Genomic DNA, 25,294 nt, shown 5'->3' on the forward strand with positions numbered 1-25,294 from the left:
GAGATGCCGATTTTGCCTGAAACATCGCAAAAGAGCCGGACCCCGGTCGCCATCCGCCTCGCCTCGGCACAGGAATGGCTCTGGCGCCTCCCGCAGCCGGCGGATTCACGCTGGCAACGGAACCTCCGCGCCAGCCTGCGCGTGCTGCTCATCTTTTTCCGCGAGTTCGGCCGGGACAGCATTCCCCTGCGCGCCAGCGCCCTGACCTTTATCGTGGTCCTCTCCCTGGTGCCGATGCTGGCTCTGGGCACTGCGGTGCTCAAAGGTCTTGGCGGCGGCAACGAAGCCCGGCAGGCGGCCTACCGCCTCATCGCCCAGCTGGAAATCCAGAGCCGGCTTGCGGCCCAGGAACAGGCGACGATCTACGACGAGGAATTGGCCCTCACCCCGCTGGCAAAGGAGCTGAAATCGCCGGCAATGGCAGAGGAACAAGCCGCGCTCACCGCCCACCTCAAAAAGGCCGTGGACCGGATTTTTGACTATGTGGACAGAACCGATTTCGTTGCCCTGGGCGCCTTTGGCGTCATCGGCCTGGTCCTTGCCGTGATGGTCGTCCTCGGCAGCATCGAATCTTCGCTGAACGCCATCTGGATGACGGAAAGCGAACGCCCCTTGGGCCGCAGATTCATGGATTATCTTGCCCTGATGATCCTGCTGCCGCTGGCCATCAACCTCGCCCTGGCCACCGAGGCCACCCTCCAGAGCCCGGCTCTGCTGGTAAAAACGCGGGAGCTTCTGCCCCTGACCCCATGGCTCGAACATGCCCTGCTCCAGGTTCTGCCCCTGCTGCTGGTCATTGCCACCTTCAGCATCCTCTACCGTTTTCTGCCCAACACCAAGGTCAGAACAATGCCGGCCCTTGCGGGCGGTATTTTCGGCGGCATCTTCTGGCTCATCATCCAGGCACTCTTCATCAGGACGCAGATCGGGGTTGCCCGCTACAACGCCATCTACGGCTCCTTCGCCACCCTGCCCCTCTTCCTGATCTGGCTGCAGATGGGCTGGACCATCTTCCTGGCCGGCGCGGAAATGGCCTTTTCCTGCCAGGTCTGGAAAACCTACCGGCCCGGCCCGGACAACCTCTCCCCCGTGGCCCGGCTGGCCCTTGCCTTCAATATCGTCGATGCGGTATACACCGATTTCAAAAACCGCCGCCTGACCCTGCCGGCCAACCTGACCGAGGAACTCCAGCAACCGGAAACAATTATTAACAGCATCCTGACGGAGCTGGTGAACGGCGGCCTCCTGCGCCGGGTGGAAGAAAAGGAAACCGGCTATGCGCCGGCCTCGCCCTCGGAAACCATGGCGCCAACGGAAATTGTCGACCTGATCCTTGGCACGGATGTCCCCCCCTTCAAAGGAAGCCATCTGGTCATCGAGGCCATGCAGGCAGCGCGGCAGGCCGTCGCCCGCCAAAAAATCGGACCCGGCGCTTGAGCGCCCTATCTCCTTGTTCCCCCTTTTTCCCGCCCGAAAAAGGCGCCATTTTCATTGCCATTTTTTCCCCATTCTGCTCTACCATATGAGTCGGGGCCATACTTTTCCCTCCGGGTTGGGCCAAGGAACAACCCTTGGCCGCGGTGTGGCTCACGTGTCTTCATCCCCCAGAACAGGAGCAACGAATGCGTATTTGCTTTAACAGCCTCTCCCTGCGGATAAAACTTCTTTTGCTGGTTTCCTTTTCCCTCGTGGTTGTCGGCGTGGGCACCATCTTTGCCCAATACGTGATCAGCCAGGTGCAGATCGGCGGTCGGGTCTATCAGGGGATCGAGCTGAAAAGCGGTCATATCGACAAAATCGCCCGGGCCCGCCTCAACATCAACCTGATCAACAGTCTGGTTCTCCTGCAGATCCAGGACCATGACTCCGAGCGGCAGACTTCCCTGGAAAACGCCTTTAGCAAACTCGATGCGGTTGTTGCCGAAATGCAGGCCGATCTGTCCGAACCAGCGGAACCCTCTTCCTTCACCTGCACATCCTGCCACAACCTGGAGCGCGCCACCGACATCACCGCCGCTCTGGCCACCACCATCAGCGGCTGGGCAAAGATGCGCGCCCATATCACCGACGATATCATCCCGGCCGCGCAGCGGGGAAACACGGAAGAGGCCACTGAAATCTTTGCAGAGGAATATCTGGAAGATTTCTATCTGGTCACAGGGGACACCAAAACAGCGGTGGACACCCTGCGCGCCGCCCTGAACACCATCAAGGAAAAGACAAAAGCCAAAGTAGGCACCTATACAATCATCTTCAATGCCGGCGCTCTCGGTGCCATCATCGTCATCCTGGTGGCCTCCCTCTTTTTCGTACAGATGCTCATCTCCCTGATCAACGGGATCGTTGAGGATCTCAAGCTGAGTGCCGACAGCATCAACGAGGAGGCCCATGCCGCCGCGAGCAGTTCCCAGGAGGTGGCGGAAATGGCCTCGGAAATGGCGGCAAACCTGGAGCAAACCAGCGCCACCCTGGAAGAGATCACCAGTCGCGTCCAGCAGAACGACAGCAATGCCGGCGAGGCAAATACGGCGATGAAAAAAAATGAAGCAACCGGAACCAGGGCCAGCAGCGAGGTTTCGGAAATGCTCAACAACATACAAAGGATCAAACAGGACAGCGATGCGATCAAGGCGTTCATCTCCGATATCGAGGGGATTGCCTTCCAGACCAACCTCCTTGCCTTGAATGCAGCGGTGGAAGCGGCCAGGGCCGGCGAACACGGGGCCGGTTTTGCCGTGGTGGCGGAAGAGGTCAGAAACCTTGCCCGCCGCACCAGCGAATCGGCAAGAAGCTCGACCGCTCTCATCGAGCAGGCCATTGCCAACGTGGACCAAGGCTTGGAAAAGGTGAATTCCGTGGCGGAAAATACCCGGGAGGTGATTGAAGATTCCCGGAAGGTCGGTCGGCTGGTGGAGGAAATCTCTCTGGCCTCCCACGAACAGAGCCAGGGAATCGGCCAGATCAACCAGGGGGTCACCCAGATGGACAGCGGCACCCAGCAACTGGCTGCCAATGCCGAGGAACTTGCGGCGGCCTCCGAGGCGGTCGCCAACCAGGCCCTTCGTCTCCAGGACAATATCGGCGCCCTGATCAATCTGGTGGAAGGCGGGAAAAAAGACTAGGGCAAAATTACCGCGGCAACCAGACAGCAGGCCTCAGCAAGCTCGCAGGCCGCGCCCAGGACATCGCCGGTAATGCCGCCCAGGGCCTTTTGCGCGAGAAAACGTAAGGTAACTGCGGGCAGCAGACCCGCAGCCAGAATGGCCAGGGCCAGGGGCCACTGCCAGACAAGAAGCGGCAGCATGAAGAGCGCGCCAAGCGCTAAATCTCCTCCCCGCACCTTGCCGACAAACGAATGGCCTGTACCGCCCTCCCTGGGGTAGCTCGTCCGGAAGGCCAGGGTCGCCATGGCCCAGCGCGCCGTGACCGGCATGGCAAAAAAGACGAAGAAAATTGCCTGCCCCTTTTCATAGAGGGTCGCCAGACAGGAAATCTTCAGGGCCAGGAGCAGCACCAGGCTGATGACCCCGAAGGCGCCAGTGGCGGAATCTTTCATGATGGCAAGCCTCCGGGCCGGCTCATGGCCGCCGCCCAGGCCATCCGCCAGGTCGGCCACTCCGTCCAGATGCAGACCACGCGTCAGCCAGGCAGCCAACCCCACCAGAAGCACGGCCGCAACCAAGGCCGGCAGTTGGAGATAGACAAAAACCCAGCAAGCGCCGGCAAGCAGGCAACCCAGCAGCCAGCCGGCCAGGGGGAAAAAAGCCGCGCTCCGCGCCAGCTGTTCCCCGCTCAGTTGCGCCGGCAACGGCAGGGGCACAATGGTGAGAAAGGCTATGGCGATGCGGGCGGCCAGCAGCATGGCTCAGTTGGCCTCACTCACCCCGGCCTCACCGAACGTGGCCATTTCGTTCATGATCTTCAGACCGGCCTCCACCAGATTCATGGAGAGCGCCGCCCCGGTTCCCTCGCCCAGACGCAGATCAAGATGCAGAAGGGGGCTCAAGCCCATCTTCTCAAAAAAGATCCGATGCCCCTGCTCGGCGGACATGTGACTGAAGAAGCAATAATCAAGCACGTCGGGAGCCAGGCGGAGAGCCACAAGTGCCCCGGCGCTGGAGATAAAGCCATCCACCACGATGGGCACCCGGCTTCTGGCCGCCTCAAGAATCGCCCCGCAGATGGCGGCGATCTCCAACCCTCCCACTGCGGCCAGGGTCGCCAACGGCGAAGACAGGTGCTCTTTGTTCACGGCCAGGGCCTGCTCGATGACGGTAATCTTATGCCGCAGGGTTTTATCGTCGATGCCGGTACCCCGGCCGGTCACTTCGGCAACCTTGGCGGGCAGCAAGGCGGCAAAAAGGGCGGCAGAGGGGGTGGTGTTGCCGATGCCCATATCGCCGGTGCCGAGAATCTCGGCGCCCCCGGCAATGGCATCGCGGGCAACCCGCATGCCGACCCCGATCGCCGCCAAGGCCTCATCGATGCGCATGGCCGACCCCTTGGCCATATTGGCGGTGCCGGGCCGCACCTTGCACTGGAGCAGGCCTTCGGCCTCAATCGGCACGGCCACGCCCACGTCAATCACCTTCACTTCGGCGCCCACATGGCGGGCCAGCACATTGACCCCTGCCCCGCCGGCCAGGAAATTGAGGACCATCTGCGGCGTAACCTCCTGCGGGAAGGCGCTGATCCCCTCCGCCACCACGCCATGATCGCCGGCAAAGGTGAGAATGACCTTTGCCCCAACCCCGGCCTCAAGGGTTCCCCGTATGCCGCAGGTTCGGGCCGCCAGCATCTCCAGCTTGCCGAGGCTGCCCAGGGGCTTGGTCAAATTGTCGAGCTTTGCCTGGGCCTGGGCCTGGACTTCCTTGTTTGCCGGGGAAATGGCCGCGCACAGGGCCTGAAGTTCTTCCACTGTCTTGAGCATCCTCATTCTCCTTGCTTCCGGGCAAAGAATGTTCCCTGCCGCTTCTCTCTTTCAATATTCATTCTTCCCAAAGGGCTGCCACGCCTCTCCCAGCATGGCCAGGGACGCTTCGAGCCCTGCAAGGCTGTAAAGCTCCAGGGTGACGACGCCTTGAAAATCGGCGGCAGCCAGCGCCTCCCCCAACCGCAGGGCCTCGCCGGCATCCGCGAGCGCCTGATGGTCTTTTTTGCCCTGCACGCCATGATAATGCAGGTGGCGCACCTGGCCAAGCCGAGCCAGGGCCTCCCGCCGGTCATGGCCATGGCGGTGAAGGTGGCCCCAGTCCAGGCAGTGCCCGAAGCCATGCCCGGCGACCAGGGCGGCGACGAGCCCATAGGGATACTCGATATTCTCCACCGCCACCAGTTTTTTTTCCGCTCCCAGGCGGCTCGCCAGCTCCTCCAGGCCATTGTCCAGGTGGTCGAGCCACTCGGCCACGGGCAACTCTTCTTCCCGCACCAGATGCAGATCATAGCAGGAGGGAACCAGGGGAGCAAGCGCGGCCATCAGCCGGCAGATTTCACCAATTCCCTGTTGACGAAGCCCTCTCTCGGCAGCGCCCAGTCGGATGTCGATGGGCAGATGGACCGTATAGGAAAGGCCATGTTCCCGCTGGAGGCCGGCAAGGACGGCACAGTCCATCTCCTGGGGCAACCGGGCGTTTGTCGCGCTTTCAAAAAAAAGCAATTGGACATCATCGACCAGGGGAGCCAATATCCGGACATTGCTTGTCATATCGGCCGGCACCACAAAGGAGGTGGCGCCAAGCCGCCAGGGGTAGCGCCCCTTCCCCGGCGTCATCGGCAGCTCCGGCCGGCAAGCAGAACCACTTCGCCAACCCGGTCCTGATGGGCCAGGGAGATTGCGGGCAGGGGCCATTCGGCGCCGTTTTTGCGGCGCATGCCGGCAAGCACCAGCCGCACTGCCTCCTCGGCCATCTCCGGCCGGTTGTTGGTTTCGCTGATGTGAGAGAGAACAACATGCTCCAGGCCGGCGTGCAGGATCTTCGCCAAAAAGCCTGCCGCCTCCCCGTTGGCCAGATGGCCGGTTTTTCCTCTCACCCGCTGCTGCAAGGCGGGCGGATAGGGACCGTTTTTAAGGAGCAGCGGGTCATGGTTGCATTCAAGGATCAGGCCGTGGCAGCTGCTCAGACGGTGCTCCATGAGCTTGGAGACCACACCGGTGTCGGTGCAGTAGCCGAGAAGCAGGCAGCCGTCATGGAGGAGAAAACCGACAGGATCGGCGGCATCATGGGAGACACGGTAGGGGTGGATCTGAAAATCCTGAAAGACAAAGGTGCTGCCGGTGGCAAACCCCTGCCGGCCGTGCAGATTGGCCAGCACCTCGCCGGCGGCGGCATGGGTGGCGTCGTTGAGGAAAAGCGGGATTTTGTAGCGCCGGGAGAGAATGGCCGCCCCCCGGATATGATCGCCATGCTCATGGGTGATGAGGATGGCGGCCAGGGTTTCCGCCGCAACGCCGATGGCGGCAAGGCGCTGTTCGATCTCCCTGCCGGAAAAACCGGCATCGATCAGGAGCCTTGTCCTGCCCGATTCGACAAAGGTGCAATTCCCCTTGCTGCCGCTGCCCAGAACACAGAAACGCATCGGTCGTTAAAGGGAGATGGGTTGAAAGGAAACAGGGGCCAGAGGCCGGAACGTACCGCGCATCCCCTCTGCCCCTAAATACCGGTATGGCCGAAGCCGCCCGCCTGACGGCCGGTTTCACCAAGCTTCTCCACCACCTGCACCCTGGCCCGGCAAACCGGCGCCAGAACCAGCTGGGCGATCCGATCGCCCCGCCGGATGGTGAAGGGTTCAGTTCCCAGGTTGATGAGGCCGATCTTCACCTCGCCGCGGTAATCGGCATCAATGGTGCCGGGGCTGTTGACCACGGTGATGCCGTGCTTAACGGCCAGCCCGCTGCGCGGCCGCACCTGCAGTTCATAACCGGGCGCCAGGGCCACGGCAAAACCGGTGGGCAAAAGCCTGATCTCCCCCGGCGCCAGGCAGAGCGGCTCGGAAAGCGCGGCAGCCACGTCCATGCCTGCGGCAAGCTCGGAATGATAGGTGGGCAGGGGCAGATCCGGCTCCGGCCGCAGCCAGCGGAGCTGCATGATATGTTGCGCTTCCAAGTCGCCCATCAGTTCGCCTCCAGATCCAGGGGTTGCCAATCAATGTCCTTGCCCCGCACCGGACCAAGGGCCGCACCAAAAAACGGCCTGGCAAAAAGCTGGCCGGCAAGCTGGATGATATCCTCCTGCCCTACCCGGTCAAAGCCGGCAACGACCTCGTCAAAGGGGATGTAGCGGCCGAAGGTCAGCTCGTTTCTGGCAATGCGGGTCATGCGCGTCTCCATGTTCTCCGCGGAAAGAAAAATACCGGCCTTGGCGTAATCCTTGGCGTTGGCCAGCAATGCCAAGGAGGTTCCTTTACTCCGCAAAGCCCTTATCTCCCGGGCGATGACGGCGAGGGACTTATTGACCATGGCCGGGTCCACCCCCAGGTAGATGCCGAGATAGCCGCTGTCGGTAAAGGAGGAGAGGTAGGAATAGATGGAATAGGCCAGCCCTTCTTTTTCCCGGACCTCCTGGAAGAGCCGGGAACTCATGTTGCCGCCCAGCAGAATATGCAGCAGATAGAGGGCGTAACGCTCCTCGGCGATGATGGGCAGGCCGTAGGTGCCGAGCACCATGTGGACCTGCTCAAGCTTCTTTTTGTAAATTTTCCGCACCGGCGCAAGCTGGGCAGGGACCTCTCTCCCGGTGCCGGCCTTTTCCGCTTTCGCCAGGCCGCCGAGCTGCTCCTGCCAGAGCCGGCAAAATTCCCCGTGTTTCACATTGCCCGCCGCGGCAATAACCAGCCGCGCCGGGGTATAGGTTTCCCGCACATAGGCGCGCAGCCGCGCCGAGGTCATGTTTGCCACCACATCCCTGCTGCCGAGCACGGTCTGCCCCAGAGGGTGCGCGCCCCAGAGACTGCCGGTGAACAGTTCGTGAATCCGGTCATCCGGCGTATCCTCCACCATGCTGATCTCCTGGAGGATCACTTCCCGCTCCCGGGCCACTTCCTCTTCGAGGTAGAGGGAATCGAGGAAAAGATCGGCCAGAAGCGCGACAACCCTGCCCAGCTGGTCATCAAGGACTGTGGCGTAATAGGAGGTGGTTTCATTGGAGGTGAAGGCATTGGACATCCCGCCCAACATGTCGAATTCCTGGGCGATCTGCTGGGCGTTGCGCGCGCTGGTGCCCTTAAAGAGCATGTGCTCGACAAAATGGGCGCTGCCGTTGTTCGCAGGCTGCTCGTCGCGGGCGCCCACATCGACCCAGATCCCCACGGAAACGGTACGGGAGGGTATCTTTTCTGTGATGACACGGACACCATTGGCAAGCACGGTTTTTTCAAACATGGGATTCCCGTTCACAAAGGGGGCAAAAGCAAAGTTGACGGCCTCGAAAAAGCCTCTGCGATGCACAGATTCGGCACCACAAATCGCGGAGTTGCAGAGCCATGACGTTGTAATCGTGTCTTGTTCCCATTTCCGCGCACTCAGGGCACAAAAAAAGGAGAAAAGAGAGTGTGGTTCTCTTTCCTCCTTCTGCTCAGCACATCATGGGCGTTCGGTCGCCGCGGGACTAGGAGCCCAGCTCCTGCATGGCCGCCTTCCGGCTCAGGCGGATTTTTCCGCGCTGGTCGATCTCCAGAACCTTGACCGTGACCGTATCTCCTTCGTTGAGGACATCGGTCACCTTCTCGACCCGCTTGTTCTCAAGCTCGGAGATATGCACCAGGCCGTCGACGCCGGGCATGATCTGCACAAAGGCGCCGAAGTCGACAACCTTCTGGACCACGCCGGTGTAAATCTTGCCAACCTCGGGCTCCGCGGTCAGCTCGTTGACCCTGGCGATAACGTCCTGGGCAACCTGGCCGTTGGGCGCGAAGATCGTGACCTTGCCGGAATCCTCGACATCGATCTTCACTCCGAAGTCGGCGGTGATCGCCTTGATCATCTTGCCGCCCGGGCCGATGAGATCGCGAATCTTGTCCGGATTGATCTGCAGGCTGAAAATCTTGGGCGCATGCTCGGGCACTTCCGCCCTGGGGAACTCGATGCCCATCTTCATCTTCTCGAGAATATGAAGGCGGCCGGCCTTGGCCTGGTCAAGGGCCTTGGTCATGATCTCCTTGGAAACACCCTCGATTTTGATATCCATCTGCAGGGCGGTGATGCCTTCGTCGGTGCCGGTGACCTTGAAATCCATATCGCCCAGGTGATCTTCGTCGCCCAGGATGTCGGAAAGGATGACGATGGTGTCGTTATCCTTGATCAGGCCCATGGCGACACCGGACACCGGTTTCCGCATGGGTACGCCGGCATCCATCAGGGCAAGGCTGCCGCCGCAGACCGTGGCCATGGAAGAGGAGCCGTTGGATTCGAGCACCTCGGAAACCACCCGGATCGTGTAGGCGAAATCGCCGCTTTTCGGCAGCACGGCGCGGAGCGCGCGTTCGGCCAGGGCGCCGTGTCCGATGTCACGCCGGCTCGGCCCGCGCATGGGCCTGGCCTCGCCGACACAATATGGCGGGAAGTTGTAATGGAGCATGAACTGTTTGGAGGACATGCCGCTCAACGATTCGATCTTCTGCTCGTCCTCGCCGCTGCCCAGGGTGGCGGTGACCATGACCTGGGTTTCTCCCCTGGTGAAGAGGGCGGAGCCGTGGGCGCGCGGCAGAGCCGCGACCTCGCAATGAATGGGCCGGATCTCGTCAAAGCGGCGGCCGTCGATCCGCGCCTGCTCCTTGACAATCCGATCCCGCATCATGGTTTTTTTCAGATCATGGAGGTATTCCTTGGCCTGCTTGAGGTTGTCGGCGAACTCCTCGCCCAGGGCGGCCAGCACCTTTTTCTCAAGCTGGTGGTAGAGCTCGCTCCGTTGCTGTTTGTCGGCCATGGTGATGACCCCCCGCATCTCCTCCCGGCCCAGCGCTTCCACCCGGGCTTTCAAAGCCTCATTGACCACGGGCGGGGCAACCTGCATCTTGGCCTTGCCCACAGCCCCCGCAAGCTCTTCCTGGATATCGAGGATGGGCTGCAGGGCGTTGTGGCCAAAAAAGATGGCTTCAAGCACCTCGGCCTCGGAGAGGCTGTCGGCCCCGCCTTCCACCATGACCACCGCCTTGCGGCTGCCGGCCACGATGAGGTTGATCCGGGATTTCTCCCGTTCCACCCGGGTGGGGTTCAGCACATACTGGCCGTCCACGTAACCGACGCGTACGCCGGCGATGGGGCCGAGGAAGGGAATATCGGAAATACCCAGAGCCGCGGAGGCGCCGATCATCGCCAGCACATCGGGATCGTTCTTCTGGTCCGCCGAAAGCACCGTGGCAATGACCTGGGTTTCGTGCTGATAGCCTTTCGCAAAGAGAGGCCGCAGGGGCCGGTCGATGAAACGGGACGACAGGGTCTCCTTCTCACTGGGGCGGCCGATTTCCCGCCGAAAAAAGCTGCCAGGAATCCGACCCACAGCGTAAAACCGCTCCTGATACTCGACGGTGAGGGGCAGGAAATCCACCTCCGGTTTCGGATCCTTGGCCGCGGTGGCCGTCACCAGCACCACGGTATCGCCATAGGTTACCAGGGCCGAACCGTTCGCCTGTTTTGCCAGTCTGCCGGACTCGATGGTCAACGGTCGTCCACCAAGATCTATTTCTACTTTCTTGTACATATACTCTCCTCTGACAACCCTCTTCCCACGCCGGTAATGGCCATACGCCACGGGACAAAACAACGAGGCTGTATCCTGAATGTGAAATGGGACAGGGTGTCTTTAAAGCCCCGAACACGCCATGGGCGGTTGTAATACGGAAATACCACAGGGGCGAAAATGAGCCACCGCCGGGATGCCGGCGGTGGCTGTTGCAGCATCCTACTTTCTGATGCCGAGCTTTTGGATCAGGTCGCGATACGTATCGATATTTTTCTTCTTGAGATAATTCAGGAGACGCCTTCGCTGTCCGACCAGTTTCAGCAGGCCGCGACGGGAATGATGATCCTTCTTGTGCGCCTTGAAATGCTCGGTCAGGTAATTGATCCGGGAGCTCAACAGGGCGATCTGCACCTCCGGAGAGCCGGTATCATTGGCATGGTGGGCGTATTGGGTGATAATCTCCTTCTTCTGTTCCGTTTGCAGTGTCATGACTTCCTCTTCACAGGATAATTGATAATTCGGGATATCGACAGAACCGATGAACCGTCGAGTCCTAAGTGTACGCTTCTTATTAAATGAAAGCGCCGACAATGTCAATTGAATGTCGTTGCGCGCTTTTTTTGCCTTCCCGTTCAGCCGGCCGACAGAAGCATCTCCTCAACCGCCGCGACAGGCAACATCCGGCTCAGAAGTTCCTTGCGGCCTTCCTCCCGATCTGAAAGCAGCGCGCCATCCACTGCGTCCGCCACGGAAAAGACGCCGCTTTTCGTCCGCCGCAGGGCGATGAGATGGGCGCCACAGCCCAGGCTTCTGCCGATGTCGGCGGCCAGGGTCCGGATGTAGGTGCCCTTGCTGCATTCCACCCTGATTCGCAGGGTGGAAGCGCCAACCTCGAGAAGATCGAGGGTCTTGATCGTTACCGTTCTGGCTTCCTTCTCGACGACAATACCACGGCGGGCGTAATAATACAGAGGCTTTCCCTGATGCTTGAGGGCGGAATACTGGGGCGGCACCTGTCGCTGCTCGCCGCAGAATGAGGCCAGACAGGCCGTGAGGCGGGAAGGCGCGATGACTTCCACCTCTTTTTGGGAAACCACCTCGCCCTCGAGATCGTGCGTGGTGGTTTCCACCCCCAACCGCAGCACCGCCTCGTATTGCTTGTCGCCGTCCATCAAACGAGAGATGAGGCGGGTTGCCGGCCTGCCGACACAGATGACCAGGAGTCCGGAGGCAAAGGGATCCAGGGTGCCGGCATGGCCCACTTTTTTTACGAAAAGCGCCCGCCGCACCAACTGCACCATCCGGAAGGAGGAAGGTCCCACCGGTTTGTCCACCAGCACGATGCCCGCTTCAACGGCCGGCTCTGCCGCCGCCGGCCTGACGCGCGTTTCCGCGGGCGGGCCGGCAATCCCCTCTTCGGCAGCCATCGGCTCTAGCTGCTCACCAGAGGCAACAGTTCCGCGAGCAGTTTTTCCTGCACCTCAGGGATGGTGGTATCACGCACTTTAAAGCCGGCCGCGTTGCGATGGCCGCCGCCGCCGAAGGAGGCCGCCACCCGGGCCACATCGTAGCTGGTGCCTTTCGAGCGGAGGCTCACCGCAATCAGCCCCGATTCCGTCTCCTTCAAAAAGGCGGCGACCTTTACCGTATCCAGGGAGCGGGGGTAATTGATAAAGGTTTCAGTGTCACCCTGGGTGGTGCCGGTTTTGACAAAAACCTCCCGCGGCGCGGAAATCACCGCCAGCCGATTCCCGGCATAAAGCTGCAGGGAATCGAGAACCAGACGCATGAGGTTGAGGCGTTTGAGGGTGAAATTGTCAAACAGCTTGCCGGAAACATCGGCCGGCTTCACCCCTTTTTTGATCAGTTCCTGGGCAATGCGAAAGGTGTCGGCGGTGGTCGAGGAATACTTGAAAGACCCCGTATCGGAAACAATCGCCGCGTAGAGGCAGTAGGCGGCTTCGTAAGAAATCTCGGCGCCCAGCGCCTCGGCAAGGTCGTAGACCAGCTCGCCGGTGGAGGCCCGGTCCGGGGCAACCCAGCGCAGATCGCCGAAATCCTTGTGGCCGGCATGATGGTCCACCACCAGAAAGGGATGCACCGTCAGCAACTGCTCCATGGCCAGCCCCAGCCGGAACTGGTCGCCGCAGTCCAGAGCAATGGCACAGTCAAAACCGCTCAAGGCGGGAAGCAGGGATTCGACCAGGGCGCTGCCAGGCAGAAACCTGTACAGCGGGGAAACCTGTTCCTCGCCGTAGAGAAAGACATTTTTCCCCAATGAACGCAAAATATCACCCATGGCAATCTGCGAGCCCAGAGCATCGCCGTCCGGATGGGTGTGCGTGGCCACCAGAACGTTTTTCGCCTCTTTCAGGGTACGGACAATCTCGTCACGGGGGTGAGCCATCTTCTTTCGCTATCTCCCTGAGCAATCGCTCCATTTCTTCCTGCCGCTGTGCCGCCAGGTCCTGCCGAAAATCCAGGGCCGGGACATGTCGCATCTCCAGAACCTTTGCCAGGCTGCTTCTCATGAATCCCCTGGCGCTCGCCAGCCCCTTGGCGACGTTTTCCGGCCGCTCGTCATCCAATATACTGTAAAAGACTCTGGCGTGCCCAAGGTCATCACTCACTTCGACCTTGGTAATGGTCACGTTGTGCAGGCGCGGATCGTTGATCTTTCTGAGGAGCAGATCCGCTATCTCCGTCTTGATGGCATCCGCCACCCGGATCGGCCGGCGCTTCGGGGCGGAACGGCCGAGAGCCGCCGGCAGGGAAAAACGCGATTTTGATTTTCCGGCCGCCATTAGAGCTCCCTTTCGACCTCTTTCATGACGAAAGCCTCAAGCACATCGCCCACCCTGACATCGTTATAGTTCACCACGCCGATGCCGCACTCGTAGCCGGTCTGGACTTCCTTGACGTCATCCTTGAAGCGGCGCAGGGAAGCAAGCTGACCGGTGAAGATCACCACGCCTTCCCGCAGAACCCGGACCTTGGCGTTGCGCTCGATCTTGCCGTCCAGCACATAACAGCCGGCAACGGTGCCGACCTTGGGAACCTGAAAAGTCTCCCGCACCTCTGCCGAACCGATGACATTTTCCTCGAAGCTGGGCTCAAGCATGCCGACCATGGCCTTCTTGATATCATCCAGGGCGTGATAGATAACGTCATAGGTGCGGATATCGACCTTTTCATTCTTGGCAAGCTCCTGCACCTTGGCGGAAGGCCGGACGTTGAAGCCGATGATCAGCGCATCGGAGGCGGCGGCCAACAGGACATCCGAATCGGTAATGGTGCCGGTGCCGGAATGGAGAATCTTGACCTTGATCTCGTCGGTGGAAAGGTTTTCGATGGCCGTGCCAAAGGCCTCCAGGGTTCCCTGCACATCGGCGCGCAGGGCGACCCGCAGTTCCTTGACATTGCCCTCCTGCAGCTTGTCGAAAAGGTTCTCCAGAGAAATCTTGCTGGAGGTGGCAAGCTCCGCCTCCCTGCTTTTCAACTGCCGGTCGGCACTGACGCTTTTCGCCCGTTTTTCGTCGGGCAGCACCACAAATTCGTCGCCGGCCGAGGGCACGCCGCTCAAACCCTGCACCTCCACGGGCATGGCCGGGCCGGCCTCCTTGACGCTTTCGCCATGATCGTTGGTCAGGGAACGCACCTTGCCGTGGTAAAGACCGGCCACGAAGGCGTCTCCCACCCGCAGGGTTCCCTGTTCAACGAGGACGGTGGCAACCGGGCCGCGCCCCTTATGGAGCTGCGCTTCAACGACATGGCCCCTGGCCCGCCGATGGGGATCGGCTTTGAGCTCAAGAACTTCCGCCTGCAGCAGGATGCTTTCCAGCAGCTCGGCTATGCCCTGCCCGGTCTTTGCCGAGGTTTCGCAATAGATGGTATCGCCGCCCCACTCCTCGGGAACCAGATTGAGATCGGCCAGCTCCCTCTTTACCCGCATGGGATCGGCTTCCGGCTTGTCTATCTTGTTGACGCAGACCAGGATGGGCACCTTGGCGGCCCTGGCGTGGTTGACAGCCTCCTTGGTCTGATCCATGACGCCGTCATCCGCGGCGACCACCAGGACCACCACGTCGGTAATCTGGGCGCCGCGGGAGCGCATTTCGGTGAAGGCTGCATGCCCCGGGGTATCGAGAAAGACCACATCGCCCTGGGGCGCACGTACGTAATGGGCGCCGATATGCTGGGTAATGCCGCCGGCCTCGCCCGCGGCCACATCGGTTTTGCGGATCGCATCCAAAACCGAGGTCTTGCCGTGGTCGACGTGCCCCATGACCGTGACCACCGGCGGCCTCGGCAGCATCTCGCCGCCGCTCGCCTCTTCCTCAAGCTGGAGGACGGTCTGCTCTTCCGTTACCCCCTGTTCGATTTCATAACCGAAATCAGTGGCCACCAGGGCGGCGGTATCCACGTCAAGGGCCTGGTTGATGGTGGCAAGCACCCCAAGCCCCAAGAGTTTGGCAATGACCTCGCCCGCCTTGACCCCCATCCGATGCGCCATATCGCCCACGGTGATGGTCTCAAGCACTTTGATTCTTTTCTTGATCGCCTTGGTCTCCGCCGCCTGCTGGATCACCACGTGATGCTTGCCCTTTTTCCCGCCGCCGCGGGAACTGCGGCCGATGCGCAGCCCGGCCGGAATACGACCGCCCAAAACATCGTCAACATCTTCGATATCGATATCAGCTTGGCGCTTGCTGCGCAGGGGTCCTTTTTTCGCCCGCTCGGCCTCGCCGACCTCGGGGGTGAATTTGACGAAACGCTTGCCCTTCTTGGCCTTGGCCTCGTCAAGATCCGTCTCGGCAGCGGCGGGTTCCGGAGTCACCACCCGGGGTTTGGGCTTCTCGGGACGCTTGGGCTTCGGGCCCCGCGCTTCTTCGGGGGTGGGAATGACAATGGCCGCCCTTTTGATGATCCGGGCCAGGCCTTTGCGCGCTTTATCCGCCGGGGCGGCAGCCTCTTCCGGCTGCACGGCTTCTTTTGCCTCGCCAATCTCCTGGGCGGGCGACTCCTCGGGCTGCGCAGGTCCCGCCGATACGGCCTCCTCTGCGGCGGCTTCATCGCCCGCCGCCGTCACTTCTTCCTGTCGGGCGGCAACTTCTTCTTCAGACCCGACAACCGCTTCCTCGCCCTGCTCTTCCGCGGTCGCCGCGATTTGCTCGGCCTCGGCCTCGGCCTCGGCTTCTTCCCCGGCGGCTTCCGCGAAGATGGCTTGCGCTTCTTCCGCCTCCTCGGCAAACTCTTCCGCCTCTTCGCCCGCGCCCTCGCCGGCAACCGGAACCTCAACCGGCACCGTCTTGGTTCGCCTGCGAATGATGGTGGTTCGTCCCTTGCCCTGGATCCGCTTCTCTTCGGTGCGCGTCTGGCCAATGCCTAAACGCTGGCGGATCTCCTGCGCTGTATCGTCGTCCAGAGTGGAACTGTGGGATTTGACAGCATAACCCATGTCGATGAGCGCGGCCACCAAGTCTTTTGCTTCCATTTCTGCTTCTTTTGCTAACTCGTAAACCCTGATCTTTGTCATTACACACTCCCGAAGAGGTCGTTCAACTCTTCGTCAAATCCCAGCACTTGTAGACGAAACGCTCTGGATAATTCTTTTTTGTTTTTCAAAAACTTCTGCAGACAACCCGTATTTTTACAGCAGTAGCCATGGCGGCCTGCATGCCGGCCGCGAAAATCCTTTCTGAGCACACCATCCGCATCCACGGCAAAACGCCAGAGGTCAGGCTGTTCTCTCCGTTGCCGGCATCCCAGACACGTCCTGATCGGCATTGCCTGCTCCCGGCGGGATCCGATTACGCGTGTTCCTCTTCGCCCTCTTCCGCCCCCGCGCTTTTGGCGGAAGCATCACTGCCCTTCCGGGCGGCGGCAACCAATCTGGCAAGCTTGTCGCCATCGAGGGTGGGAAAATCCACAGCAAGGACGGCGACATCAAGCTGCGCAAGCTCCTGAGCCGAACCGATACCGGTATCGTAAAGCGCCTCGGCAAACTTCTCGTCCATGCCCTGCACCTCAAGGAGAGACTGGAAGCCCTCCTCGATGAATTTCGCATACTTCTGCTCGCTCTTCACATCAATCCGCCAGCCCAGAAGGGCGGAGGCCAAACGGACATTCTGTCCCTGTCGGCCGATGGCCAGGGAAAGCTGATCATCCGGCACCACCACCAGCAGGGTTTTCTTTTCCTCATCCACCACCACCAGGGAAACCTGGGCCGGAGAAAGCGCATTGGAAACATAGCGGGCCGGGTCAGGGCTCCAGGGCACGATATCAATCTTCTCGCCCTGCAGTTCCTGGACGACATTCTGAACCCGCGAGCCCTTCATGCCGACACAGGCGCCGACCGGATCGACATCCGACTCGGAAGAGGTGACGGCGATCTTGGCGCGGGCGCCAGGCTCCCGGCATACGCCCATGATTTTCACGATACCCTCGGCAATTTCCGGCACTTCCAGGGTGAACAGCTTGGTAAGGAATTCATCGCTGGTCCGGCTCAACACCAACTGCGGATCCCGGCTGGACTGGCGGACATCGAGAAGAAGGGCGCGGATGCGGTCGCCCTGCCGGTATGACTTCCTGGGCATCTGCTCCTTGGCCGGTAGGATCGCGTCGGTTCGCCCCAGGTTGACAATGATGTTGCCGCGTTCAAAACGCTGGACAATGCCGTTGATCACCTCACCCTTCCTGTCCTTGTACATCTCGAAGATCACGTCGCTCTCGGCATCCTTCATCTTCTGGATGATGACCTGTTTGGCGGACTGGGCGGCAATCCGCCCGAGATCGGCCACGTTGTCCATCTTGCTGCCGAGTTCGTCCCCGAGCTGCACCTCGGGGTCAAGTTCCTGCGCGTCGGCAAAGGAGATCTCGGTCTGCTCGTCCTCAACCTCTTCGACCACGGAGCGGAACTGAAAGAGCTCAACCTCGCCGAGTTCATCGTTGTAGCGAACCTCCAGATCACGCCGCTGACCATATTTTTTCTTGGCCGCGGACATGACCGCTTCTTCAATGGCGTCGATCAGCAGTTGACGATCGATCCCCTTGTCTCTACTGATCTGATCAATTATTCTTTTTAAATCTGACAGCATTGTTCTCTCCTGTCTTCCTTGCGGCGGAAACAATCAGGTCCGCCCAGGAATAGCTCCCATATCCAGAGTCTCTACTTCTAAAATTCAACCACCAACCTGGCTTTCTTCACCGTGGTGAAAGGGATATCAACCGTCCCCTGCTCGGTGGCCAATACAATATTTCCAGCTTGGAACCCTTCAATAACGCCAACAAAAGCATTCTGGCCGGCAATGGTCTGGTGCACCACCACCTTGGCCTTTTTCCCTTTGCACCTGACAAAATCTTTTTCTTTCTTGAGCGGCCTGTCCAGACCCGGAGAGGAAACCTCCAGGGTATACGCCTGCTCAATGAGATCCTCAACTTCCAGCAGATGCCCAACCTCACGGCTGACGTTGGCGCAGTCATCGATGGAAACCCCGACTTCACTGTCGATGATGAGCCTGAGCACCCAGCCGGGGGCCTCGCGGCGAAACTGCAGCTCCACCAGTTCAAGGCCGAAATCCTCCACCACCGGCTCGATGAGTTCGGTGAGCTTTTTCAGCAGGGGCGGCTCTGTGTTTTTTTCTTCTGAAACCATATATACCAATAAAAAAAGCGGGCCTGGGCCCACTTTCTTAAAAAATCCCACCAAGCCAGAATGGCCTGATCGACAATACGAAAAAAATCAACCTGCCCCAAAAAACTTCCATTGCTGGCAAGAAAACATTGCGTTTTCTTCAATGAAGAAGCACGAGCACAGAGAATCATTCTGGAGCGGGAAACGGGATTCGAACCCGCGACCTTCAGCTTGGGAAGCTGACACTCTACCACTGAGTTATTCCCGCAGGCCTGAACAATTTTGAAGATTATACAATTATTTTATGACTTGTCAAGAGGCGCCCCCACTATCGGAGGGGCGCCAGTCGGAAAAACAGGGAAACCACTTAGAGAATGGTGCTGATGGCGTCCGTGGCAAGCTGAAGAAGCTGGTTCGGGGCAACCCCCAGGGCGATGATGATTACCACCAGGGCAATGCCGACCAATTTGGTCATCCCGTCCACCACCAGCAAAGGCCGCTCCTCGGCGCTGTTGGTATAGGTGACCCGCACCACCGAAAGATAGTAGTAGATGGAAATGGCCGTATTGATGGCGGCAATGATGACCAGGGGCAGATGGCCCGCCTGGTAAGCGCTGGTCAGCAGCATGAATTTCCCCATGAAGCCGACAAAGGGAGGAATTCCGGCCATGGCGAACATGCTCACCGCCAGGGTAAGCGCCAGCAGGGGCGAACGTTTGTGCAGACCGGTGAGATCCTCAATGGCGAGATTTTCTCCCCGGCTGGCAACCTTGCAGATCACCAGGAAGGCGGCAAGGTTCATGACCAGATACCCGACGATATAGTAAAAAGAATTCGCATAGCCGGTCTTCTGCAGGGTGACCAGACCGAGCAGTACGTACCCGGCATGGGCGATACCGGAAAAACCGAGCATGCGCTTGAGATCGGTCTGCACCAGGGCGACAAGATTGCCGTAGAGCATGGAGCACGCCGAGAGGATAATGAGCATGGTGACGATTGCCTGGCCTTCCGGGTTGACCAGGGCGGCGATGCGGATCAGCATGGCAACAGCGGCAATCTTCGGCACTGAGGCAATAAAGGCGGTGGTTTCATTGGAAGCGCCCTGATAGACATCGGGAACCCAGAAATGAAAGGGAAAGACCGCCAGCTTGAAGAAGAAGCCGCCCATGACCATGGCGATGGCAATGAGGGCCACCGGACTCGCCATCATCATCTGCAATTTCGGCAGCAATTCGACCAGATAGGTGGTGCCGGTAAGTCCGAAGAGGTAACTCATCCCGAAGAGCATGACCCCGGTTGCAACCACGCCGAAGAGGATATACTTGATGCCGGCCTCCATCTGTATCCGCAGCCCGGAACGATCGTCCCGCATGGGCACCAGCAGGTAGAGAGAATAAGAGGACAGCTCCAGGGCGATGAACATGGTGAGCAGCTCCACGCTGCTCACCAGCATGAGAAGCCCCAGCGTGCTCAAGAGCATGAAAAGGTAGTATTCAGGGCGAACGTCGTCATCAATCCCCTTCAGTTCGCTACTGAAGAGGAGCACCACGGAAAAGCCCATGGAGATGAAAAGCTTCAGGACCTGAGAGAAGAAATCGATCTTGTAGGCATCGTAAAAGAGAAGTCCTTCCTGGCGCAGGCTGGCGAAGCAGATAAGTACATTGATAAGGGCCAGGCTCACGCTCAGGGCACGGGCCTTTTTCCCGCCGACCTTTCCGGTGCTCATGAAAAAAAGAACCAGGGCGCCAAACAGAAGAAACAACTCAGGGGCAAACAACATGAGCTTCATTTTGTATCCTTTTCGTAAGATCCTTTCAGATAAACCGTTACGGAATCATCAGCTTCGCTACGGAAACAGCACCACCTGAGGCAACCCCGACCTGCTCGATCAGATGGGAGACACTTGTGTGCATCACATTCATGAAGGGCTCAGGCGAGAGGCCTATCCAGAAGACAAAGTAGAGCAAGGGAGCAAGGGTGACGATCTCCCGCAAGTTCAGGTCGGTCAGATTGGACTGATCAGGATTGTTCGGACCGCCCCAGACAACCCGCTGCAGCATGCGGAACATATAGGCGGCGGCCAGAACCGCGCCGGGAATGGCGCAGGCGGCGACCAGCTTGTTGTCGGCAAAGCCGCCGGCCAGGATCAAAAACTCACCGATAAAGCTGTTGGTGCCCGGAAAAGCCAGGGAGGAAAGGGAAAAAAAGGTGAGAAAACTCACATATACCGGCATGTAGCGCCCTACCCCGGCGGCGGAAGAGAGTTCCCGGCTGTGGGTGCGTTCGTACATCATGCCCACGCAGAAGAAGAGGGCGCCGGTGGTGATGCCGTGGTTGATCATCTGCAGGATCGCCCCTTCGATCCCCTTGGGATTGAGAACAAAGATCCCCAGGGTGACAAAACCCATGTGGCCGACGCTGGAGTAGGCGATCAGCTTCTTCATGTCCTGCTGGGCCAGGGCGGTGAAGCCGCCGTAAAGGATGCCGGCCACGGAAAGCCAGAGGATATAGGGCAGAAAGGTCATGGTCGCCTCGGGGGTGATGGGCAGGCAGAAGCGCAGAAAGCCGTAGGTGCCCATCTTCAGCAGAACCGAGGCAAGAATAACGCTGCCGGCGGTGGGTGCTTCAACATGGGCGGCAGGCAACCAGGTGTGGAAAGGAAACATCGGAACCTTGATGGCAAAAGCCAGAAAAAAGGCCAGAAAGACCAGGATCTGGAAGGTGGTGGAATAATCCTGACCCATCAAGGCTGGAATGGAGAAAGTGCTCTGGTGCAGATAGAGAGCGATGATGGCGACCAGAAGGAGTACCGAGCCGGCCAGGGTGTAGAGGAAGAACTTGATGGAGGCATACACCTTCCGCGGCCCGCCCCATACTGCGATAAGCAGGTACATGGGGATGAGCATCGCTTCCCAGAGAATATAGAACAGCACCAGATCAAGGGCCATGAAAACGCCGAGCATGGAGGTTTCCATGAGGAGGATGCAGACCATGAACTCCTTGACCCGCTTGTCGATATAACGCCAGGAACCCAGCACGCAGAGCGGCATGAGCAGGGTGGTCATCAGCACCAGCAGCAGGGAAATGCCGTCAATACCCAGGGTGTAGTTGATATTGAGGGACGGAATCCAGGCGGCATGCTCACCGAACTGGTACTTTGCCGTGCCGACATCAAAATGCCAATACAGGGGCAACGAGATCAATGCCGTGACAATGGTCACCAGCATCGTCCAGTTCTTGGCTGCGGTCTCCCCGGGAATACAGAGCAAGATCAGGGCGCCGGCCAGAGGCAGGAAGATCAGGGTACTTAAAATGGGAAACCCCATATCGTTCATCAGCAAAAAGTCCATTCCCACAATCCTCAATATGATAAATTAGGCAAAAACGTAGATTACCAGCACCACTGCCACAAAGGACACGGCATAGAATATATTGTACTGGAGCTGCCCGCTCTGGACATTCCGCACCTTGCCGCCAATCCCGCGCACCGTCCTCGCGATACCGTCCACCACGCCATCAATGCCGTGCCAATCGAACCATGACCAGAAGCGGGCCGAGGTCATCAACGGAATCAGACCGATGTAGCGGTAGGCCTCACTCACGCAGCTGTCAGCCCACTGGATCGGCTTCTGCGCCAGCCAGAGGAAGCCGCGGCCGCCCATCCGGTAGAACCAGTCCAGGTCGATGCTGATCTTGGGTTCCGGAGCCAGCTTCTTGATGAGAAGAAAGAAGCCCAGGGCGGTGAAAAGCAGAATCTGCAGAGTCTCGGAGAGATGGTAGGTATCATAGGGATGATACCCGGCGGCAATCTGCGGGTAGGGCAGCATGTTATAGAGGTAAGGTGTATACGAACCGATGAAAATACACAGGAATGCGGCGATACCCATGCCAAGCTGCATGTTCCATGGCGGATCGGCAGCCTTGTCCCAGGTTTCCTGGCTGCAGTTGTTCTTGCCGAACCAGATGAAGTAAGGAACCTTGAGGCCGGTGTGCAGGAAGGTACCGGCCGAGGCCAGGGTGAGCAGGAAGGCAGCCCAGTAGTTATGGACCTGAAAGCCCGCCGCCACGATCATGGCCTTGCTGACGAAACCGGAAAAGAGGGGGAAGGCCGAGATCGACAGCCCCCCGATCATGGTGAAGACAAAGGCCATGGGCATCTTCTTGTACAGGCCGCCCAGCTCGCTGAACTTGCTTTTGCCGGTCATGTGCAATACCGAGCCGCAGCCCATGAAGAGCAGGCCCTTGTAGAGGATGTGGGCAAAGGCATGGGCGCAGGCGCCGTTGATGGCAAGCTCGGTGCCGATGCCGACTCCGGCAACCATGTACCCAACCTGGCTGATGATATGGTAGGCGAGCAGCCTACGGGCGTCGTTTTCCAGAACCGCGTAAACAACGCCGTAAAGAGCCATGCAGACGCCCAGGGGCACCAGGATGTCCATGCCGGCAAAGCCGCGGGCCAGGGCGTAGACGGCGGTCTTGGTGGTGAAGGCGCACATGAAGACCGCGCCGCTCACCGTGGCTTCGCCGTAGGCGTCCGGCAACCAGGCGTGAAAAGGCGGCACAGCGGCGTTCAGGATGAAGCCGATCAGAATCAGGTAGGTATAAAGACTCGGATTATCCACGCCGATGGGGCCAAAGGAGAAATCGCCGCCCGTCGCCTTGTAGCGAAGAACGAAGCCGGCCAGGAGGGCAAGACCTCCGGCGGTATGGACAAGAAGGTACCGGTAGCCCACGGCCAGCGACTCGGGCCGCCGGCGGAACCAGACCAGGAAAACCGAGGCAAAGGCCATCAGCTCCCAGAAGAGGAAGAGAACGATATAATCGCCGCAGAAGATGACGCCCAGTGAGCCGGCCACGTAGAGCCAGGCCGCGATGTGCTGAAAATCCTCCTCAACGTGCAGGCCGTAGATGGTGCCGATGATGCACATCAGGGTCATGATGTAGGCAAAAACCATGCTCAGCCCGTCCACCCGACCGAAGGTGAGCAGCCAATCCATGAACTGCACCACCCCATAGGTGCCGTTGTGACCCTGCATGGTGATGACATCAAGAAAGGCCAGGGTCGGAACAATGACCAGATAAGGCCTTTTCAGCCATTTCGGGATGAGGGGCAGAATAAAGGCGCCGACAATGAGAATGAGGGCGGGATGCAGCCAGAAATCAGTTATCATAGTAATCCTCACGGGTCATGATTCCCAAATGACCATACCACTTAGAAACGATAATGATGAGTACGCAGGCGACAAAACCGAAGACCGCCCAAAACCCCGGGATATGCTCGGCCGCGGTATGCGCATGTTCTTTCGAGACAAAGAGCACGTCCCAGACCACCAGGAGCGCCAACCCCACATAGCAGAGGCGTATAACCAGCTGCAACCGCTCGCGGAAAAAATCAATCAGTTTCACTATCATCCTGTCACCGCCTTGACGAAGTTCATGATAAAGTCAGGATAGATTCCGATAACCACGGAGATAATCGCGGCAATCATAATGGGCACAACCATGGCCAGGGGCGCCTCTTTGATCCCAACATAGGGCTCCCCTTCCGGCCGTTTGCCGAAAAAGGCTTTATAGGTAACCGGGGCAAAGTACCCTACATTCAGCAGGGTGCTGGCCAGCAGGATCAGAAGAATCCCGACATAATGCGTCTCCATCTCCATGGCGCCGACCAGGAGCTTCCATTTGGTGACAAAGCCGGCCACCGGCGGGGCGCCGATCATGCTGAGAGAGGCGATGGCGAATGCCCCAAAGGTAAAGGGCATGGTCCGTCCCAGGCCGCTCATCTCGGAGATGCACTTCTTGTGGGTGGCTACATAAATGGCGCCGGCACAGAAGAAGAGGGTGATCTTGGAAAAGGCGTGGTTGGCGATATGAATGAGGCCACCCTGGATACCGCTGGTGGTGAGAAGAGCCACACCAAGAACGATGTAGGAAAGCTGGCTCACGGTGGAGTAGGCGAGCCTGGCCTTGAGGTTGTCCTTGGACAGGGCGATGATCGAAGCGGTAAGAATGGTGAAGGAGACAAAATAGGCGGTGGGGATGCCGAGGTTCAAGGCCTGCATGAGGTCGGTGCCGAAAACATAGAGCATGACCCTGGTGGTACAGAAAACACCGACCTTGACAACTGCCACCGCATGCAGGAGCGCCGAAACCGGAGTCGGGGCGACCATGGCGCCGGGAAGCCAGTTATGGAAGGGCATGATGCCGTTTTTGGCAAAGCCCAGGATACAGAAGACGTAGAGTACGGTCACCAGTAGGCCGTGCGCATCGGCGATGCCGGCCGGGAAGAGGCCGCTCCTGATGTCATGGGGAAAGTCCAGGGTGCCGGTCAGGACATAGATCAGGATCATTGCCGGCAGGACCAATCCCTTGGCGGTGGTGGTCAGGTAGACGATATACTTCTTGGCCCCTTCATAGCCCTCCTCGTCCTGGTGATGGGCAACCAGCGGGTAGGTGCAGATACTGACGATCTCGTAGAAGAGGTAGAGGGTGAACAGGTTATCGGAAAAGGCCACCCCGATGGCGCCGAAGAGGGCCAGGGCGAAACAGGCGTTAAACCGGGTCTGTGCATGTTCGTGCAGCCCCCGCATATACCCGGCTGAATAGAAAACCGCCAGCATCCAGAGGAAGGAGGCGACCACGGCAAAGATCATGGAAAAGGCGTCGACCCGCAGGGTGATTGAAAGCCCCGGCAGAATACTGAAAAGCTGATAGACTATGGTCTTGCCCTGCCCCAGCGGCGCCGGCGCCACCGTGGTGATCATCGAGGCGATGATGCCGAACATGGTGACCGCGGCGATGAAGGACCATGATTCCCTGACATTGGGCTTGCGGCCGGAGAGCATCACCAGAACGGAACCGGCCAAGGCCGTCAGTATGGCAAGCAGCGGTTTTACGGAAACAATTGTATCCATGACCCTTATTCCTTTTCCTCTCTCACCTTGCTGCAGCCGGACACCCCACGGCTGCATCGGTAATTGCGTTA

At 59.3% G+C, this 25,294-nt stretch carries 22 protein-coding genes and 1 tRNA gene; 2 read left to right on the forward strand and 21 right to left on the reverse strand.

The genetic code is table 11. The features are described 5' to 3' along the window. The first annotated feature begins 3 nt into the window (after positions 1–3). Together ACUUL3_RS11220 and ACUUL3_RS11225 are read left to right on the forward strand one after the other, a co-directional pair. Positions 4–1,437, forward strand: a complete 1,434-nt coding sequence (locus ACUUL3_RS11220) for a YihY/virulence factor BrkB family protein (RefSeq protein WP_448551397.1) — start codon at positions 4–6, stop codon at positions 1,435–1,437. Between the two features lie 1,145 nt (positions 1,438–2,582). Continuing rightward, complete coding sequence (locus tag ACUUL3_RS11225) at positions 2,583–3,122, forward strand: methyl-accepting chemotaxis protein (protein ID WP_448556470.1); 540 nt, start codon at positions 2,583–2,585, stop codon at positions 3,120–3,122. On the opposite strand, the gene cobS is transcribed toward ACUUL3_RS11225, so the two are convergent. The 21 genes from cobS to ACUUL3_RS11330 form a co-directional block, all read right to left on the reverse strand. Next, positions 3,119–3,862 (reverse strand): adenosylcobinamide-GDP ribazoletransferase, encoded by a 744-nt coding sequence (gene cobS, locus ACUUL3_RS11230; RefSeq protein ID WP_448551399.1) that lies wholly within the window; start codon positions 3,860–3,862, stop codon positions 3,119–3,121. The two genes, ACUUL3_RS11225 and cobS, sit on opposite strands and share 4 nt — an antisense overlap. Positions 3,863–3,865: 3 nt before the next feature. Then, positions 3,866–4,930, reverse strand: a complete 1,065-nt coding sequence (cobT, locus tag ACUUL3_RS11235) for a nicotinate-nucleotide--dimethylbenzimidazole phosphoribosyltransferase (protein ID WP_448551401.1) — start codon at positions 4,928–4,930, stop codon at positions 3,866–3,868. Between the two features lie 51 nt (positions 4,931–4,981). Next, a complete protein-coding gene (gene cbiR, locus ACUUL3_RS11240) occupies positions 4,982–5,770 on the reverse strand; it encodes a cobamide remodeling phosphodiesterase CbiR (protein WP_448551403.1) in 789 nt (262 codons plus the stop codon). Next, positions 5,767–6,576, reverse strand: coding sequence for an MBL fold metallo-hydrolase (locus ACUUL3_RS11245; protein ID WP_448551404.1), 810 nt, complete (start codon positions 6,574–6,576; stop codon positions 5,767–5,769). The genes cbiR and ACUUL3_RS11245 overlap by 4 nt, the downstream gene beginning before the upstream one ends. A gap of 74 nt (positions 6,577–6,650) precedes the next feature. Beyond that, positions 6,651–7,112: a dUTP diphosphatase gene (gene dut, locus ACUUL3_RS11250; protein ID WP_448551406.1), complete on the reverse strand. Its 462-nt coding sequence runs from the start codon at positions 7,110–7,112 to the stop codon at positions 6,651–6,653. After that, positions 7,112–8,377, reverse strand: coding sequence for a M16 family metallopeptidase (locus tag ACUUL3_RS11255; protein WP_448551408.1), 1,266 nt, complete (start codon positions 8,375–8,377; stop codon positions 7,112–7,114). Before ACUUL3_RS11255 ends, dut begins: the two co-directional genes overlap by 1 nt. A gap of 226 nt (positions 8,378–8,603) precedes the next feature. After that, positions 8,604–10,694 carry a polyribonucleotide nucleotidyltransferase gene (pnp, locus tag ACUUL3_RS11260; protein ID WP_448551410.1) on the reverse strand — a complete coding sequence of 697 codons (2,091 nt, stop codon included), beginning with the start codon at positions 10,692–10,694 and terminating at the stop codon, positions 8,604–8,606. A 201-nt stretch (positions 10,695–10,895) separates the two neighbouring features. Next, positions 10,896–11,165: a 30S ribosomal protein S15 gene (gene rpsO / locus ACUUL3_RS11265; protein WP_448551412.1), complete on the reverse strand. Its 270-nt coding sequence runs from the start codon at positions 11,163–11,165 to the stop codon at positions 10,896–10,898. 143 nt (positions 11,166–11,308) lie between these two features. Continuing rightward, a complete protein-coding gene (gene truB / locus ACUUL3_RS11270; protein WP_448551414.1) occupies positions 11,309–12,103 on the reverse strand; it encodes a tRNA pseudouridine(55) synthase TruB in 795 nt (264 codons plus the stop codon). A 5-nt stretch (positions 12,104–12,108) separates the two neighbouring features. Continuing rightward, positions 12,109–13,083: a DHH family phosphoesterase gene (locus ACUUL3_RS11275; RefSeq protein WP_448551416.1), complete on the reverse strand. Its 975-nt coding sequence runs from the start codon at positions 13,081–13,083 to the stop codon at positions 12,109–12,111. Beyond that, on the reverse strand, positions 13,067–13,480 hold the full coding sequence (gene rbfA / locus ACUUL3_RS11280) for a 30S ribosome-binding factor RbfA (RefSeq protein WP_448551418.1): 414 nt from the start codon (positions 13,478–13,480) through the stop codon (positions 13,067–13,069). The genes ACUUL3_RS11275 and rbfA overlap by 17 nt, the downstream gene beginning before the upstream one ends. Further along, complete coding sequence (gene infB / locus ACUUL3_RS11285; RefSeq protein WP_448551420.1) at positions 13,480–16,212, reverse strand: translation initiation factor IF-2; 2,733 nt, start codon at positions 16,210–16,212, stop codon at positions 13,480–13,482. The genes rbfA and infB overlap by 1 nt, the downstream gene beginning before the upstream one ends. Continuing rightward, positions 16,212–16,463 (reverse strand): YlxR family protein, encoded by a 252-nt coding sequence (locus ACUUL3_RS11290; RefSeq protein WP_448551422.1) that lies wholly within the window; start codon positions 16,461–16,463, stop codon positions 16,212–16,214. Before ACUUL3_RS11290 ends, infB begins: the two co-directional genes overlap by 1 nt. 23 nt (positions 16,464–16,486) lie before the next feature. Further along, positions 16,487–17,773 (reverse strand): transcription termination factor NusA, encoded by a 1,287-nt coding sequence (gene nusA / locus ACUUL3_RS11295; RefSeq protein ID WP_448551424.1) that lies wholly within the window; start codon positions 17,771–17,773, stop codon positions 16,487–16,489. Positions 17,774–17,850: 77 nt separating this feature from the next. After that, positions 17,851–18,330 carry a ribosome maturation factor RimP gene (locus ACUUL3_RS11300; protein WP_448551426.1) on the reverse strand — a complete coding sequence of 160 codons (480 nt, stop codon included), beginning with the start codon at positions 18,328–18,330 and terminating at the stop codon, positions 17,851–17,853. Positions 18,331–18,502: 172 nt separating this feature from the next. Next, positions 18,503–18,577, reverse strand: a tRNA-Gly gene (locus ACUUL3_RS11305). Between the two features lie 99 nt (positions 18,578–18,676). Further along, positions 18,677–20,098 (reverse strand): NADH-quinone oxidoreductase subunit N, encoded by a 1,422-nt coding sequence (locus ACUUL3_RS11310; protein WP_448551427.1) that lies wholly within the window; start codon positions 20,096–20,098, stop codon positions 18,677–18,679. Between the two features lie 37 nt (positions 20,099–20,135). Beyond that, on the reverse strand, positions 20,136–21,659 hold the full coding sequence (locus tag ACUUL3_RS11315) for an NADH-quinone oxidoreductase subunit M (protein WP_448551429.1): 1,524 nt from the start codon (positions 21,657–21,659) through the stop codon (positions 20,136–20,138). A gap of 24 nt (positions 21,660–21,683) precedes the next feature. Further along, positions 21,684–23,480, reverse strand: a complete 1,797-nt coding sequence (locus ACUUL3_RS11320) for a Na(+)/H(+) antiporter subunit D (RefSeq protein ID WP_448551431.1) — start codon at positions 23,478–23,480, stop codon at positions 21,684–21,686. Next, a complete protein-coding gene (locus tag ACUUL3_RS11325; protein ID WP_448551433.1) occupies positions 23,470–23,721 on the reverse strand; it encodes a hypothetical protein in 252 nt (83 codons plus the stop codon). Before ACUUL3_RS11325 ends, ACUUL3_RS11320 begins: the two co-directional genes overlap by 11 nt. Next, entirely contained in the window at positions 23,718–25,223 is a 1,506-nt protein-coding gene (locus tag ACUUL3_RS11330) for a monovalent cation/H+ antiporter subunit D family protein (protein WP_448551435.1), read from the reverse strand. The genes ACUUL3_RS11325 and ACUUL3_RS11330 overlap by 4 nt, the downstream gene beginning before the upstream one ends. Between the last annotated feature and the right edge of the window lie 71 nt (positions 25,224–25,294).

The organism is Thiovibrio sp. JS02, assembly GCF_053485635.1.